Annotated in this window: 11 protein-coding genes; 3 read left to right on the top strand and 8 right to left on the bottom strand. The window is 65.2% G+C overall.

The features are described from left to right. Positions 1-26: 26 nt before the first annotated feature. A complete protein-coding gene (locus AC1RT8_RS11975) occupies positions 27-551 on the bottom strand; it encodes a phage tail protein (RefSeq protein WP_493075875.1) in 525 nt (174 codons plus the stop codon). A 336-nt stretch (positions 552-887) separates the two neighbouring features. Here AC1RT8_RS11975 and AC1RT8_RS11970 point away from each other — a divergent pair, with 336 nt between their 5' ends. Next, on the top strand, positions 888-1,067 hold the full coding sequence (locus AC1RT8_RS11970; RefSeq protein WP_493075874.1) for a hypothetical protein: 180 nt from the start codon (positions 888-890) through the stop codon (positions 1,065-1,067). A 36-nt stretch (positions 1,068-1,103) separates the two neighbouring features. Here the strand turns inward: AC1RT8_RS11970 and AC1RT8_RS11965 are convergent, their stop codons facing one another. Together AC1RT8_RS11965 and AC1RT8_RS11960 are read right to left on the bottom strand one after the other, a co-directional pair. Then, positions 1,104-3,014, bottom strand: coding sequence for an asparagine synthase-related protein (locus AC1RT8_RS11965; protein WP_493075873.1), 1,911 nt, complete (start codon positions 3,012-3,014; stop codon positions 1,104-1,106). Beyond that, on the bottom strand, positions 3,011-4,222 hold the full coding sequence (locus tag AC1RT8_RS11960) for a hypothetical protein (RefSeq protein ID WP_493075872.1): 1,212 nt from the start codon (positions 4,220-4,222) through the stop codon (positions 3,011-3,013). The genes AC1RT8_RS11965 and AC1RT8_RS11960 overlap by 4 nt, the downstream gene beginning before the upstream one ends. 121 nt (positions 4,223-4,343) lie before the next feature. On the opposite strand from AC1RT8_RS11960, the gene AC1RT8_RS11955 reads away from it, so the two are divergent. After that, positions 4,344-4,916 carry an aspartyl/asparaginyl beta-hydroxylase domain-containing protein gene (locus tag AC1RT8_RS11955; RefSeq protein ID WP_493075871.1) on the top strand — a complete coding sequence of 191 codons (573 nt, stop codon included), beginning with the start codon at positions 4,344-4,346 and terminating at the stop codon, positions 4,914-4,916. Positions 4,917-4,922: 6 nt separating this feature from the next. On the opposite strand, the gene AC1RT8_RS11950 is transcribed toward AC1RT8_RS11955, so the two are convergent. The 3 genes from AC1RT8_RS11950 to bamA all read right to left on the bottom strand — a co-directional run bounded on the left by AC1RT8_RS11950 (position 4,923) and on the right by bamA (position 10,737). Next, positions 4,923-5,414 carry a PilZ domain-containing protein gene (locus AC1RT8_RS11950; protein ID WP_493075870.1) on the bottom strand — a complete coding sequence of 164 codons (492 nt, stop codon included), beginning with the start codon at positions 5,412-5,414 and terminating at the stop codon, positions 4,923-4,925. Between the two features lie 1,153 nt (positions 5,415-6,567). Beyond that, complete coding sequence (locus tag AC1RT8_RS11945; protein WP_493075869.1) at positions 6,568-8,106, bottom strand: methyltransferase regulatory domain-containing protein; 1,539 nt, start codon at positions 8,104-8,106, stop codon at positions 6,568-6,570. Positions 8,107-8,202: 96 nt separating this feature from the next. After that, complete coding sequence (gene bamA, locus AC1RT8_RS11940) at positions 8,203-10,737, bottom strand: outer membrane protein assembly factor BamA (protein ID WP_493075868.1); 2,535 nt, start codon at positions 10,735-10,737, stop codon at positions 8,203-8,205. A gap of 326 nt (positions 10,738-11,063) precedes the next feature. Between bamA and AC1RT8_RS11935 the strand changes: the two genes are divergently transcribed. Continuing rightward, positions 11,064-11,537, top strand: coding sequence for a hypothetical protein (locus AC1RT8_RS11935; protein ID WP_493075867.1), 474 nt, complete (start codon positions 11,064-11,066; stop codon positions 11,535-11,537). Positions 11,538-11,552: 15 nt separating this feature from the next. On the opposite strand, the gene AC1RT8_RS11930 is transcribed toward AC1RT8_RS11935, so the two are convergent. Both AC1RT8_RS11930 and AC1RT8_RS11925 read right to left on the bottom strand, forming a co-directional pair. Then, positions 11,553-12,110 carry a DedA family protein gene (locus AC1RT8_RS11930; RefSeq protein WP_493075866.1) on the bottom strand — a complete coding sequence of 186 codons (558 nt, stop codon included), beginning with the start codon at positions 12,108-12,110 and terminating at the stop codon, positions 11,553-11,555. Further along, entirely contained in the window at positions 12,100-15,249 is a 3,150-nt protein-coding gene (locus AC1RT8_RS11925) for a PepSY domain-containing protein (protein ID WP_493075864.1), read from the bottom strand. The genes AC1RT8_RS11930 and AC1RT8_RS11925 overlap by 11 nt, the downstream gene beginning before the upstream one ends. Positions 15,250-15,273: the final 24 nt, after the last annotated feature.

Raw genomic sequence — 15,273 nt, 5'->3', positions numbered from 1 at the left:
GCCGTTCTGCCGCGCTTCTCAAAACCTCAATTTCGCGACGGGTAGATACCCTGCAGCGCGATGGAGGCATTCAGCGTGGTATAGGGCTGAATATTATTATGTGGCTGGGTGCTACCAGCAGGCGCAATCGATGCGGGATCCAGCGTCACCGGCGTGCCGCCAGGCGCATAGAAATCGATGGTATCGGATGTGTCCGCGCCAAGCGTGCGCCCGATCGGCGGGCGGTGCGTCGCGGTCATCGTGGTGCCCACAAGGAAATGGTTGTGCTGCGGAATCTGGGTCTGGATAAGCGTTACATTCTCAGTGCCGCCCACCTGGCCCTGGACGTAGGTACCGACACCGCCGTTATTGCCCATGCCGACCGGAGTCCTGGACCGCAGATCGGGCAGCGCGAAGGTCGTGACGCCGTTGCCGCCATAGGTGGTGCCGAGCAGCGAGAACAGCGCCTGGTTCTGCGCGATCGACAGTATCTGCCCGGCGGCGCTCGCCCAACCTCGCGGTGGGAAATTGAACCCAAAGAACCTGATTTCGCCTACATATGGTTGCGTCATGGCAGCCCCTCACGCGTTCTTCAGGAGGCGCAGCATCGTGCAACACCAGCCCCCCGAGTGTTGACCTGATGGTTGTAACCGTGTGCCCCAAAGACTCAATAGCAAATAGCAGCCAAAGTCGGTTCAGTCTCTCACCGCGCCAAGACAAGCTGGTAACCGCATGAGCAATCACGCATATTTATTCATGACAAAATGGTCATGCCGCCGGCGAGACCTAAAATCGGACAGCAACAGCGACGCCGTACAATCGCCGCTGTTGCGCAGCATTTTTCGTTCTGTCATAGTCCCGAGGTTAACTGTTTCGGTGCAACATGCGCCATGGGGGTATCGTTCGTCATGACGTCAATCACGCCTGCTATCGACCTGTCCGACACCTTGGCGGCTACCGCTGCAGAGTCGCGCAAACCCTGGTCGACCCCGCGCGTCATCGTTTCGGTGGCACAGAATGCCGAGGCCCATGTGGCCGACAATCCGCCGGACGGCAGCACGACCTTCTTCGGCCCGTACGGATCCTGATCTTTAGGGCGCAGGCCGGCCGCGCGGCCGGCCGCATCATCGGTTGCTGGCGTCAAACCACGCGATGAAGCGCGCAAGCGCGATCGTCCGGGCTGCAGTATATATGGCGGCATGCCCTGGCTTTCGCGCCTCGTCCGCCTCGGCCACCATCTTTTCAATCCTGTCCAGATCGAGATAGCGGGATAACCGCCCATCGCGATCCAGCCGCCGCGCCTCGGCAAGCGCGTCGGGCGCGCCCTCCCTCGCCATGCGGAACATATCGGGCTCCTCGGCATCGTTGCCGGGCCCGCGCGCCAGCAGCCGCGCCGGCAGGATGTCGGCAAAGACATGGCGCGCCAGATGGCGTTCCAGGCCGCCCCTGAATTCGAGCGATTCCGGGATGGCGAGACCAAGCTCCACCACGCGCCGGTCGTGGAAGGGCCGCGAGAAATCCATCCCGTGCGCCGCGGCGAGGGTCGGGTGAGTCGGCTGCATCGCGGCCACCTTGCGCAGATGATGCAGGCTGAAGGCGCGCCAGCGATGCTGGATCACGCGCGCGTCGCGCAACCGCGCGGGATCGATGGCGCCTTCTGCGAACATCGTCTCGGCGAATGCCGGATTTACCGGGCGGTTGCGCCAGACCGGCGTCAACCGGTTCCGAAGGAGGTGCCCAACGAGCGACGCCCGCAACGGGAGCAGGGCCGGCAGGACGTCATGACGCACGACCTGCTGCCAGGTTCGCCCCGTCACCCGCACGCGCAGCCGGAACTCGCGCACGAAGCGCCCCAGCTTGCCGCGGCGCAGGATTCGCCCGAGCATCGCCTTGGCATTCACGTTGACGGTATAGTCGCCGCCATGCCCGTCCAGCACGAGCCTGGCACCGGCGGATGCCGCTATGCGGAGCAGGCCGCGCCGGACATAGGGCGTCCCGGCACTCTCGTCCGACATCGCGAAGCTTGTCTCGAGGTCGGTGAAGACCCCCTCCTCCCCGCGGACATAATAATGGAGTTCGAGGAACGGATAGGGCCGAAAGGCCTCGACCGCCGCGCGGGCATCGCTGACCAGCCGGCGCTCGCCCTCGTCCAGGACCGAGGCTACCGCGACAACGCGACGTCCCTGCGCCGCGACGATCGGGCCCGCGATCGCGGCGATGCTGCCGCTGTCGAAGCCACCGCTGAAGCAGAGCGCCGGCGCGCGGGCCAGCCGGCGCACCCGGCACGCCACCGCCTCCGTCACCACGGCTCGATACGCGTCGACATAATAGGCCTCGTCACGGCCGAGATGCTCCGGCGCGGCGTGAGGCTCCCAGTAGGTGCGCTTCGACACTGCACCATCGGCGTTCAGGCGCAGCACCATACCACCGCCCAGCGTGCCGATCGCGTCATAGATCGTCCCGCCCGGGTTGGGATCAAGCGGCACGAGCACGCGCTGGGCAATGCCCAGCTCGGAAAGGCGGCGGGGCACGCCCTCCACCGCCCAGAGCGCCTTCACCTCGCTGGCAAAGGCGAAGAAGCCATCGCCATGATGGAAATAGACGCCGCGCTGGCCCATCGGATCGCGCGCCATCAGCAGCGTGCGGTCCCGCGCGTCCCAGAGCGCGAAGACGAAATCGCCGAGCAGATGGTCGACACAATCCTCACCCCAGTGCCGGTAGGCAGCAAGCAGCACGTCGCTGTCGGGCATGTCGCGCAGCACATCGGCGGCGATGCCGATCGCCTCGGCCAGCGCCTCGCGATTGTCGAGCCGCAGGTCGGCGACGAGGGTCAGGCCACCATCCTGGATCGGCTGCGCCTCGTACCAATCCTCCCGGTTCACTCGCAGCAGGCACTGCCCGACGCCAGCTCTGTCCTCAATCGTCGTACGCCGGCCGTCGGGGCCACGATGCGCAAGGATGTGGCCCATCCGCTCGAGCTCGCGTGCCGATACGGGGTCGCCGTCGAATCGAACGATGCCGAAGATCGCGCTCATTTTTCGCCGGCGCGGCGAAGCCCTTCGAGCTGGCGATAGGGTTCGTCCATATGGAGCGCCGCATTGGCGCGGAGCTTCTCGTTCGCCGCCTGCTGCTTCGCGTCGCTGTCCCTGGCGAAACGTTCGAGCGGTGCCTTGGCATCGCGGCCCGATGCCGCCGCCAGCGCAGCCCTGCCCCGCTCGTCGGGAACGATGCCGAAATGCGGGAGGATGCGCGCCTCAACGGCTTCCGGCAGCTCGGTGTAATTGACCAGCATGCCGCCGCCGAGGGCGAGATGCTCGATCACTGCCTCCGCGGTGCGCCCGAGCGCGCGCGCGGCATAGTCGTCCGGCGCCATCTCCGCTGCGTTCTCGATGCCATAGGGTTCGAACGGCATCGCGCCGGGGACCGTCTGCGCCCCGGCCATGCGCGCGTGCGACACCAGGATCTCGACCGGATCGCGGTAGAGGAAAATCCACGGCGTGTCGGGAAAGGCGAGCCGGAACAGCGGCAGCGCCAGCGTATGCCAGCTGTCGAGCTTGACCACATAGTGGCCGCCCCCGCCGAGCCGGTCGCGGCCGAGCGCGCCGATGATCGCACGCAGCAGCGCAACCCGCTGCTCGATCGGCACATCGGTCCGCGCCGCGACGAGTTGCACGATGGAATCGATCGGCGCCGCTTCCGACACGACGATATTGCGGACATCGGCCGCGAGCATCTGCGACACCAGGGTCGAGCCGCAGCGCGACTGATGGAAGACGAAGCCCGCCGGGACCCGCAGCTCCTCGCCGGCCGGCGCGGCGAGCGCCTGGAGCGGGGTGCGCGGACGCATGAGCATGTTGAGCGGCAGATGGCGCGCCCGGCGCAGCGAATCCTCGAAGAAGGAATCGGCCAGGGGGTGCCCGGCGAAGTGGACCCAATCCACCGCCAGCTCACCCGTGCTCGGCACGATCGCGATCGGCAGCCAATCCCCTTCCGGCGCCGTGTGGCTGGTGATCGGCGCGCCACTGAAGCGCCAGATGCCGAGCGGATCGGCTTTCAACCCGGCATTCGCCTCCTCCGGCGTGATGGCGATCCCGGCTTCCGCCGCGGCCGCGATCATCGCGTCGACGAAAATCTCCTGCTCGGCGATCACGCCAAGCCGTTGCTGCAGAGCGGAATCGGCCATCAACAGCGTGCGAAAACGGTCGATCGGTGCGGCCGCGTCGAGAAGGCTGGTGTCTGTCATGAAGGACCGCGAACGATTTCTTTCCAACCGCCCCCGCGGCCGATAGGCTGATCCGGAAACGGGCGTCGCGCCCGTGCTGGATGGTTTGCCTATCATGCTAATAATGCAGAGCCAATCACCCTTGATCTTCGCCGACCGGGCGCGCCTGCCCGTCACCTTCGACGGCGACCGGCTGGCCGAGGACCTGGGCCGGATCGCCGGCGCGACCTGGGTCGATCATTTCGTGAAGCAGAATTACGAAGGCGACTGGAGCGTGCTGCCGCTCCGTTATTCGGCCGGCGCGACTCATCCGATCCTGCAGGCCTATTCGGACCCGTCGGTCACGGAATATGCCTATAGCCCGTTGCTCGACATGGCACCCGCGATCCGCGCCGCGATCGACTGGTTCCAGTGCGGCCTCCAGACGGTGCGACTGATGCGGCTCACGCCCGGATCGGTCATCAAGGAGCATTTCGACCATGATCTCGCCGCCGAATGGGGTACGGCGCGGATCCATATCCCGATCACCACCAACCCGCAGGTCGAGTTCATGGTCAACCGGGTGCCGGTCGTCATGGCGCCGGGCGACGTCTGGTATCTGCGCCTGTCCGACCCGCATAGCGTGGCCAATCGCGGCACCACCGACCGGGTCCATCTGGTGATCGATTGCAGCACCAACGACTGGCTCATGGACCAGCTTGCCCTGGCATCGTAACGCGACTCAGGCCAGCCAGAGCGAAACGATGCAGAGGATGAAGGCACCGCCGGCAATCGCGGCGAAGGTCACACGATTCCAGGGAATACGGGTCCAGGGAATGCGGGTCCAGGGAATGCGGGCGGGCGCCCCTTCCGGCGTGTCGGGCCGACCGGGTCGTTCAAGCGACACCACGGTCGGGGGCGGGTTCAGCGCCTCGGTGAGCTGGTAGAAGGTGATCGGCGTCACGAATTCGCAGCCATAGCCGTTGGGCCCGCGCCGCGAGACGACCGCTGCGTTGACCCTAGTCCCGGCGATGCCGATCCAGATCATCGATTCAATATCGAGCGCCTCGGACGTCTCCATCCTGAACCCGGTCATCGACAGATCGTAGATCAGCACGTCGAGCGGCATGCCGTCGTCCGACGCGCGCAGGGTCGCGTCGACCAGTACGGGATATCGGGCCGCCCCGCGCCGTTCGTCCGGATCGGAACGGTACACGCGCGCAATCAGGGCCATCATCACTCCAACGCCAGAACAGGCGTCGAACCGTCGATGGTTTAGATTACCAAAAGCTTACGTCCCGACGAACGAGCGATGAGGGGCAAGCCGATGGCCAACCTGTCATGTTGGCGAGTATTGGCACACCTACGGGCCGGTTCTTGCTGAAAGGATGATTATAATATCATTATATAACAATGATTTGATAAATATTGCCACAACGGGTTGTCGTAGTCATGTGCCAAAACTCTCCAGCACATGCACCCGAATCGCCCTCCCAGCGGTCGATCCGGACGAGCAGCGCCGGATCGGCGAAGCGCAGCCAGAAGGCCAGTCGGCCGCAAACCACCAACTCAGTCTATGCACCGCTTCCGATCCACAGCCGTGCTCGGCACCGGGCCGCTATCGATCGCCCCGAAGATCCCCGATGCCGGAGAGTCCGGCTCCGTTTCCGCCGGGATGGCGCCGGCCCCATCCAGGAGCGGCTGATCCCGCCGCCGATGACTGCCACGCCCGATATTGAAGGCAGGCGCGGTCGCGTCCGCGCGCGCGAAACCGATGCGGATCCGGACCGTGGCCGGATTCCATTGATGCCACCATTGCTGCCATAGCTGTAATTGATTCCCGTTGATCACCAGTCCGCTATGTCGTGGTGAAGGTGTAGACATGTCCGGTTCCTTCGCGTTCGTCGAGCCTGCCCGTCGGAGCGGCGTCCACCGCCTTCCTGTGGACCTGATGTGTCGGGGAAATATCGGAATGTTGCTCAGGTCGGATCATGAGCGGGACGGGTTCCGGATGACATTCGGCGAACGGGGAAAGTCGGGAGATGGCGGCGCGGCGCCCCTCCGACCCTGCCATCCCTGGCTCTTTGAACCTCGCCCAGGTGCAGCTTACATCCAACAAAGGACGATTTGCTGGCTGTTCCTGGACGATATTTTTTTGCTGGCTGTTATGTTGGATTTCAGCCCTGAATTTACGACACGCTTTCAATGCCTTCCGGCAATGCTGGCTGTTATCGAATAACAGCCAGGTATCAGCCAGCTCAAATTCACTAACCGGAGCTGTCGAAGAGCGGGTCGATACCCCCGTAAGGGTGCCGCCGGACCCCACATTGCCATCATCCGCGGAGAGGTTGAATCAAGCACAAGCCGCCGTCGGATCTCGATCTGCCCTAGATGACGCCAAGGGCGCGAAGTTTGGGTTCGACCTTGGCCTCGAATTCGCCGGCAATCATCCTGAACTCCCGCAGAGTCTCCTCGCCCGGCGCGAGCGGCGTGCCCTTCTTCACGAGCTTCTCACCGGCCCCTTCGAAAATGTCGCTCAGATAGGTGGCTTGCTCTTCCTGCGTCTCCATCCCCTTGAAGATCGCCAGGAGGATGAGCTGGAATTCGCGCGGGAGGCTGACGCCGCCGCCGATCACCGGGGCGGCGACGGAGCCGATGTCGGAACTCGAAAAGGCGCGTTCGCACAGATATTGATTGAGGGACCGGCAGCGCTCGTGGATTCGCGTGGTGACTTCCTGCGCCGGCTTGAGATGACGAAGGCCCCCGAGCACCAGGAGAGAGCCCACCACGCCCCCGACTTCGAGCGTCTTGAGGGCAGGATGCTCGCGGATCTCGGCGATGGTCTTGGGCGCGGATTCGTTGTCGGCCAGCATCTCGATGATCGGTTCGTAGATATGGGAATGCAGCGTGAGCTCGCCCAGGGGAGCCTCGACTTTCAGCGAGATTTCCGCCGCCGGCGTCATCAGGGTGAATCGCTGTTGCAGCCACGCGTTCTGCAGCTCAAGACCGGTGAGCTTGCGGGCGCCCTTGACGAAGATGTCGCGCCGGAACCGCTGGTTGACGACATAGTCGCGCACCGACTGGCGAAGCAGCGGGTTCTTGATCTCCGCCAGCAGCGCCTGGCTCTCGGGGCGCATATGATATTCGTCCATGTGATCGAGCAGGCTGCCCGCGCACGCGAAGCTGAGCTTCGCGTTCTCCATATAAGCGTTCACGTCGGAAAAATTGACGATGCTCCAGTCGCGATTGAAATATTCGTGCGCCAGGTAGTTCGGGTTCGCATCCTTGAGGTTTCGCAGATATTCCGCGACCCCCGGGCTTGCCTGGAAATATTGTGCGCCGGCGTCCGCCACACGCAGCGCGAATGCCAGCGCGGCCTCGATCTTTCCGGACGGGCCGCCAAGGTCGGTGCCGCCCGCCTCGCTGTGCAAGGTCATGAGGTGTCGGATCGGCATCCCCGCCGCCCAGCCGGGCAGGCAATTATAGCTGATATAGACGATGCCCCCGACACGAAGATTCCGCTGGATGATGTCGGTGATGAAGCGCTTGTTCCGGTCGGAGACCCAGCTCCAGATGCCGTGCAGCGCAATGACGTCGAATTGGGGCAGGTCGGTGCGCGCGGCGAGCTGCTCGAACGATTCGTTCAGGAGCTGGGGATCGGCTCCCGACGCGCTACCCATTGCCTGCGCATGGACCGCCTGGATCGGGTTGAAATCCGTGCCCCAATAGCTCCCGTTGGTGGCCGCCGCATGGATGTTGACCGACAGGCCCTGGCCATAGCCAAGCTCGAGATAGGTGAAGTCGTCGCCGATCGGCGCCGCGATGCCGGCCGCGAGGCAGTTGAGCCGCAATACCCCCGGGCTGAGCTCGTCATAATAGCCGTGCGTGTATTCGAGGTCGGTGAAATAGCCGTCGGACCAATCCATGAATGAGACTCCTTTGTCTGAGGCAGGTGCGGGGATGACGTGATTTTCGGCGACGGGGCGCGGACGTGCCGGGGCCGGCAGAACCGGCGGCAACCGTCAGAACTGGGTCCCGACGTTGAAGCTGAAGAGCTTCGTGTCGTCGCCGGGCGCGGTGACCAACGCCTTCGCGAGATCGAAGCGCAACGGCCCCATCGGCGAATTCCAGTTCACGCCGATCCCGATCGACACGCGCGGACGCGGCGTGTCGCCAAAATAGACCTCGCGATAGGCGCCGAGCGAGTAGTTGTAGGGCGAGCCGGTATTGACCGTGGTCGTGGAGCCGTCCGGGTTCAGGTAGAGCGGGTTGCCGCTGGCATCGGTATATTGGCGGATCGGCCCGACGCACGCGACCGGTGGCGTAGCGCCGTTGGGCGCGGCGCAGGCATCGCTCACCGTCGGACGCGGTGCCCCGAACACGGCGCCCACGTCGAGGTAGAGCGACGGGCGAAGGCCCATCTCCCGAGCCCCGGCGCCCAGCGGCAGCTGGAGTTCGAGGCGGCCGAGATAATAAGCGTTACCGCCCAGCGCATTCTGGACGATGCTGTCCTCGTCCGTCAGCGGTGTCGCCGGGATGGTGGTCAGGTCATAGGGATAGCGGGTCACGCGTGGGCCGACACCGCGGATGTCGAAGCCCCGCATCTCGGGCTCGCCGAGGAAGAAGCGATCCGTGAGGCGAACCTCCTGGCCAAGCCCGGCGATATAGCCGCCCTCGGCATGGGCGGAGAGCACGAAGCCCGACCCGAGCCCCCAATATTTGGTGGCATCCACCCTTGAGCGGATATAGCGGACATCGCCGCCGACACCGGCAAAATCCTGGCTCAGCGACAGATGCTGGCCCGATGTCGGCCGCAACCGGCTGTTCGTGTTGTCGAACACGAAGGACATGCCGACGGAGGAGGTAAGGCGATCCCCGACCGCCTCGCAGAGATATTGCCCGGCAAGCGCCGGATCGCACTGACCGTTGGTATAGTAGGTGACGGGATCGAGCGTGACCTGATCCGAACTCAGGCCATAGCGGAACGACGCCGACCAATATTCGGTGAGCGGCACACCGAAGCGTAGCTGGAAGCCGGTCGTAATCTGTTCATAGGTGGAGCTGTCGGTATCGCCGATGACGCTGTAGGAATTATAGTCGCGCCGAAAAACGTCCGCACCGAAGGCGACCTGCTTGCCGAACAGATAGGGCTCGGTGAAACCGACATTGACGGATTTGGAATAGGCCGAGAGATCGCCGCTCAGACGGAGTTCCTGGCCCCTGCCGCGGAAGTTGCGCTGGGTGATCCCGGCGCTGAGGATGAAGCTTTCGAGGCTGGAATAGCCCGCCGACAGGCTCAGCTCGCCGGTCGATTTTTCCTCGACATCGGCCGTGAGCACGACGCGGTCGGACGCCGAACCCTGGGTCTGCTTGACCTCCAGCTTGTCCTGGAAATAGCCGAGCGAGCTGATGCGATCCTGCGAGCGCTTGACCAGGAAGCTGTTGAAGGCGTCCCCTTCCGAAACGCGGAATTCGCGGCGGACCACCTTGTCCAGGGTATTGCGGTTTCCGGCGATGTCGATCCGCTCGACATAGGTTCGCCTGGCTTCCGCGATGTGGAAGTTCAGCGACATCGTCAGCCCCTCGCGATCGCGCTGGAACTCGGGGCTGACCTCGGCAAAGGCATAGCCGAACAGGCCGGCGGTTTGCCCCAGCGAATCGACAATGTCTTCGACTGACTTCGCGTTGTACCAGTCGCCCTTCCTGATCGAGAGCCCCTTCGCCAGGCTCTTCGCGTCGAAGTCGCGGATGTCGCTGTCGACGGTGACGTCGCCGAACCGGTAGCGCGGTCCTTCCTCGACGACATAGGTGATGATGAAGTCGCGCTTGTCCGGCGTGAGTTCGGCGATCGCGGAGATGACGCGAAAATCGGCATAGCCCGCCGTCAGGTAGGATTGTCGCAGTTTCTGCTGGTCATAGGCGAGGCGATCCTGATCATAGCTCGTGTTCGAGCTGAGCAACGAGGTGAAGCGCGCCTGCTTCGTCGCCATCTCGCCGCGCAGCTTGCCGTCGGAGAAGATCTTGTTGCCGAGGATGTTGATCTGGCGAACCTTCGATTTCGGTCCCTCGGTGATCTCGAACACGACATCGACGCGGTTCTGGTCGAGCGAAACCATCTTGGGCTCCACCCTCGCGTCGAACCGGCCCTGCCGGCGATAGAGTTCGACGATCCGGGCGACATCGGCGCGCACCGCGCTGCGCGTGAAGACCTGCCGCGGGGCCAGCTTGATCTCTTTCTGGATCTTGTCGCTCTTCAGCCGCTTGTTGCCTTCCAGCACCACGCGGTTGACGATCGCGCTCTCGCGGATGCGAATGACGAGATCGCCCGTGTCCAGGCCGGCGATCGCCACGTCGGCGAGAAAATCATTGGCAAGAAGGTCGCGGATCGCTTCGTCGACGATCTCCGGCGAATAGCGCTCGCCGGTGCGAAGCTTGGTGTGGTTCAGCACGGTATCCGGTTCGATCCGCTGGCTTCCCTCGACGCGCAGCGACTTGATCGTGCCCGATCGGGATTGAGCCGGCCGTGCCATCGTCTGGGGCTCGGCCGTTTGCGCCATGGCGCTGGCTGCTGCCCCCGCACTCAACAGAAATGCGGCGACCCGGAAGGGTCGCTGGCGAACAAACGCGACAGACAGCATTGAAAAGGCACCTCGAATGAGGTGTTCGGCTACGCGGCAAATCTTCCCCTGCGATGTTCCCACGTTTCCATTGAGGCGAGAGGCGGAAACATCCCCGGCCGGTTCGGCCATCGAACCGAGCGTAACGGCCGTTGCAGGCCCTTGCTTCCTGGTGCGCGTCCGGCCGGGCGGACGCATCGCGGCAATGGAGCGATATTCCAGGGATACAAAGTGGCGCCACCGGACGCGGATCAGGAGATTATGTCATGTTTTCCGGTTCAGCTGCCATCGTCCCCGACACATCGGCGATCCGGCTTCAAGCATGTCAGCGCCGCGCCTCGTATCCGTGGCCGGGCGCGTATGCCCTCGTCTTCATGGCGATGGCGGCCGGCGGCGCAGCGCCGGTTCGCGCCACCGCACAGGAGCGCACGGTCGCCGTGACGGTCTATGGCGACGACAAATGTCCGACGCCGAGCGGCGGCGAGGTCGTGGTATGCGCCCGCCAGCCCGAGGGTGAACGATACCGCATCCCGAGGCGCTTTCGCGAGAAGCGGGACGATCCGCCATCGCAATCATGGACTCGTCGCGCGCAAATGCTTGACGAGGCGAGCCGGCCCACCCGGCCGAACAGCTGTTCGCCGGTCGGCAGCAACGGGCAGACCGGCTGCACCGCGCAGATGCTGCGGCAATGGATGGCCGAGCGCCGCGCCGCCGCCGCGGAAGAAGCCGACATCCCCTGATCTCGCGTCGCGCGGCTACCTGCCCGAGACGAAGGCGACGTAGCCCGCAATCATGAAGAAGGCATTCCAGAAGGCGGCGCCGATCAATAGCGGGGGGAGCGCGGCCGACAGCCGCACGCCGAGGGCACCGGCCACGGGCGCCGCGATGGTCCGCAGCCCCGGGACCAGCTGGGCGAACATCATCGTCGAAAATGCCCGCGCCTCCAGCCTGTCGACCAGCTTGCCGAAGCCGGCCTCGCCGCCATGAAAATGCCCGAGGAGCCGGCGCGCCAAACGGAAGCAGCGCACTCTGCCAAAGGCATCGCCGGCCAGCACCGCGATCACGGAACCGGCTGCCGATCCGAGCAACGCCACGCCGTACCAGAGCGCCAGCGATCCATCGATCGAAGCGCAGGCATGACCGAGCAGTCCCAGCAGCAACCAGGAGGGAGCGAAAGGCACGAATTTCTCCGTCGCCATCACGAGGAACACGCCGGTCAATCCCAGGGCGATGAGCGAGCCGAGCACTAGGAGGGTGACGCCGTCGCGCCGTCCGTCGACCCGGCTGGGCGATGCCGCCGCATCAGTAGACATCCCTGCGGTAACGACCCTTGTCGATGAGGAGGTCCAGCGCTTCGCCACCGATCGCCTCCCCCAGCGCCACATCCACGCCCGGGGCCATTCCCTCAAGGCTGCCGCAGACCATGATCGTGGCGCCGGCCGCCACCCAGGCCTTCAGGAGCGCGGCGTTTTCCCGCGCCAGCTGCTGGACATAGCATGGCGAGAGGTCGTCGCGGGACCAGGCAGGGTCGAAGCGCGCCAAGGTGCCGTTCCGGATCCACGCCGCAATCTCGTCCGCGAAGAAAGTGTCGTGTCGCGGGGAACGCTCCCCGAACAGGAGCCAATGCCCGCCATTGCCCGACCGGTCACTCTCGCGCAGGTGCGCGCGCAGGCCGGCAATGCCGGTACCGTTGCCGATGAGGATCAACGGCCCGTCGTCCGGCCGATGGAAAGTCGGGTTGGCCCTGATGCGCAGCTCGATATCGCCCGCGAGCGGCAGATATTCGGTCATCCAGCCTGATCCAAGACCGAGACCGTCCGGTTTGACGACCTGCCGGACCACCAGGTCGAGCGAACCGTCACTTGGGATGGACGCGATCGAATATTCCCGGGTCGGCAGCGGGCGAAGCGAGGACACCAGATCTGACGGAACGACGGGACAGGGAAGCGCCACGGGCAGCACGGCGCGGGACAGATGATCGCGCAGGGACAGCCCGTCGATGACCTGCCGGCCGTCGAGCCTCGCCTGGTTCAGCAGGCGGTCGACAATCTCGGGCCGGTTGCGGGGGCGGATTTCAGCAATGTCGCCTGCCTGCCAGCGCAGCAACGCCTGGTCGAGCGGGCCGAAGCGGAGATGGTATACCGGCCCGCCCGGACTGCCATGGTTCAGCAGGTGACGTTGGGCGAGCAGCCAGGGACGGAACGGCACCGGTTCCCACGCCGCGCCATCGACGGCTGCGCCAAGCGATGTCAGGCGATCGCTCCATTCGCGGGCGGCGACATCGTCGTCGCTGTCCATCTCGACCGGATCGAACAATCGCCTGGCGCCGCATGCGAAGAGCCACGTGTCGACGTCATGGGCGAAACGGCAGAAACGGGGATATTCGCGATCACCCAGCGCGAGGACGGCATAGTGCAGGCCGGCGAGGAGGATCGGTTCGCCCATCTGCCGCCTGGCGAAGGCACGGGCGCCGTCCGGCGGAGCGCCCTCGCCATAGGTGCTGATGATGAAGAGGGCCAGGCGGGCCGACTGGAGATGCTTGCTGCTCAGGGAGGACATCGGCAACAGACGGACCGGCCTTCCCGCCTCGGCAAAGGCGCCGGCCGTTCTCTCGGCCAGCTGCTGCGCTCCGCCGGTCTGGCTCGCATGGACCACGAGCAGGTCGCTTTTAACCTCGGGACCGACGAGAGGGCTGGCGGCGCGAGGGCCGGTCCGGCGTTTTCTGGCGCGACGATGGAGGTAGAGCAGGATGCCGGTTATGAAGAACAGCGGCATGAACAGACTCGCCAGCGCCATGAGCACCCGACCCGGGAGACCGAGAAAGGCGCCGCTATGGATGGCCAGCACGCTGCCCGTGATGGTGGGACCGATCGGACGGTTGGCCGCCAGGTCCGTTCGAACCAGCGCCCCTGTGCGCGAGTCGAAATGATAGCGATCCATGATCCCGTCATGGAAGCCGCCCTGCAGGGGACGGTCGACCCTCACCGGACCGCCGCCGCGGGGCATCGAGATGCCGGCTTCGCCATAATTCGGTCCGGCGAGACGGAGGAACTGAGCCCAGATCCCGTCGAGCGACGCCACCGGGAGCGACGGTGCGAAGGCACCGCCGGCATCCACCCTTGGCCGATCCTTCTGCCGCACCGCCGCGGCCGGGGAAGCATTGGACGGCACCGGCGCCGTCGGCCGGGGTGAATCGGCTGCGATGCCGATGGGATCAGGGCGGGCATACGCACCTCGCCCGCCCCTTCCTATCTCTGGGCCACGCGTCGTCCGCTCGACTGGCGTCGACGGCGGCGAAGACGCGCCTGACGCCGCCGCCACGGTCAGATCTGCCGGAACCGCATCGTCCGCGGCATCGCCGGTCGGGCCTAGCGCCTTTTCCACGTCAGGGCTTATGCCAAGCTCGTCGAACAGGTCCTCGTGCTCGGCATCCTTGCCCCTGTCCATGTGGTCGCTGTCGCCGGGTGGGCCGATATGCCCGTCCCATGCGCCTTTCGATTCACCGGTAGAGCGGGACTCATCGGCGCGGCGCAGCGGTGGTTGCGGCGCGGGCGCCGTGGCGGCGCTCTTGCCGGTCACCGGCGCAAAAAACGCCGTGGGGCTCGATGACGCAGCCGGAGCCGGGTTGCGCCGGACCAGATCTTCTTGCGTGCGCGGTGCGAAGGAGTCGTCCGCCGCATTCGGACCGCTTTGCGGTCGCTCCGATGGCCGCAGCCGCTTGCCATGGTCGTCGAACGGCCCCTTCGCATCGCCGGCGCCGCCCAGCGCCACGCTGATCGCCTGGCGGTACCAGTCGTAGGACCACATCAATCCGGTGAGCGCCGCCAGGAGGTAGAAGGCGAGTAGCCAGCTCCCCAGGATGACGTGAAGCTCGCGGTACAGGTTCCTGCCCGTACGCCGCAGATCGGGGACAAACCACGACCGCCAGTTGAGAGGCTGGCGCGGCCACCGCAGGTAGATTCCTGAAATGGCGAAGAAGATGAGGGACAGGGCCGCGAGCCCGGTGATCTGCCGCCCGAGCGAGCTGCTCTTCTCGCCGGGGGCCGGCGGGAGCGCGAGGAAGCGGTGCAGCGATTCGACGACATTGAAGAATGCTCCCCCAACCGACCGACCCAGGATGCGGCCGGTATAAGGGTCCACATAAGTCACACCCCGATCCTCGCCGTGCCCCCGCGATTCCTGCAATCGTACCTGGGCGGCATGGGCCGGATCGGAGGAAAGGCGAATCTGCCCGATGGCGGCATCGGGACGCTGTTCCTGAATCCGAGCGACAAGCGTGTCCGGCCGCAACGGCGCGAGGCCGGCAGGGACGGTCACGCGGCTGGCGCTGAGCGCGGCCACGATCTCGTCCTCGAAACCGAGTGCGGCGCCCGTCACGCCCATGATGGCGAGGACGAGGCCGGCCGTGACGCCAAGGAACCAATGAATCTGGAAGATGAGTTTTCGGGTCATGGATATGGGTCACCGGAGAGCCGG

The sequence above is a fragment of the Sphingomonas sp. GW821-FHT10F11 genome, assembly GCF_058809095.1.
Note: the sequence above shows the minus strand (reverse complement) of the source record. Positions and strands in the feature narration are given on the sequence as shown.

What these genes read in the sequence shown, in the direction of transcription:
- AC1RT8_RS11950 (WP_493075870.1), bottom strand. Translation starts at nt 5,414, where the DNA reads ATGGCCCTGATTGCGCGCGTGTACCGTTCCGATCCGGACGAACGGCGC.
- AC1RT8_RS11970 (WP_493075874.1), top strand. Translation starts at nt 888, where the DNA reads ATGACGTCAATCACGCCTGCTATCGACCTGTCCGACACCTTGGCGGCT.
- AC1RT8_RS11935 (WP_493075867.1), top strand. Translation starts at nt 11,064, where the DNA reads ATGTTTTCCGGTTCAGCTGCCATCGTCCCCGACACATCGGCGATCCGG.
- AC1RT8_RS11925 (WP_493075864.1), bottom strand. Translation starts at nt 15,249, where the DNA reads ATGACCCGAAAACTCATCTTCCAGATTCATTGGTTCCTTGGCGTCACG.
- AC1RT8_RS11960 (WP_493075872.1), bottom strand. Translation starts at nt 4,222, where the DNA reads ATGACAGACACCAGCCTTCTCGACGCGGCCGCACCGATCGACCGTTTT.
- AC1RT8_RS11965 (WP_493075873.1), bottom strand. Translation starts at nt 3,014, where the DNA reads ATGAGCGCGATCTTCGGCATCGTTCGATTCGACGGCGACCCCGTATCG.
- AC1RT8_RS11945 (WP_493075869.1), bottom strand. Translation starts at nt 8,106, where the DNA reads ATGGATTGGTCCGACGGCTATTTCACCGACCTCGAATACACGCACGGC.
- AC1RT8_RS11975 (WP_493075875.1), bottom strand. Translation starts at nt 551, where the DNA reads ATGACGCAACCATATGTAGGCGAAATCAGGTTCTTTGGGTTCAATTTC.
- AC1RT8_RS11930 (WP_493075866.1), bottom strand. Translation starts at nt 12,110, where the DNA reads ATGTCTACTGATGCGGCGGCATCGCCCAGCCGGGTCGACGGACGGCGC.
- bamA (WP_493075868.1), bottom strand. Translation starts at nt 10,737, where the DNA reads ATGGCGCAAACGGCCGAGCCCCAGACGATGGCACGGCCGGCTCAATCC.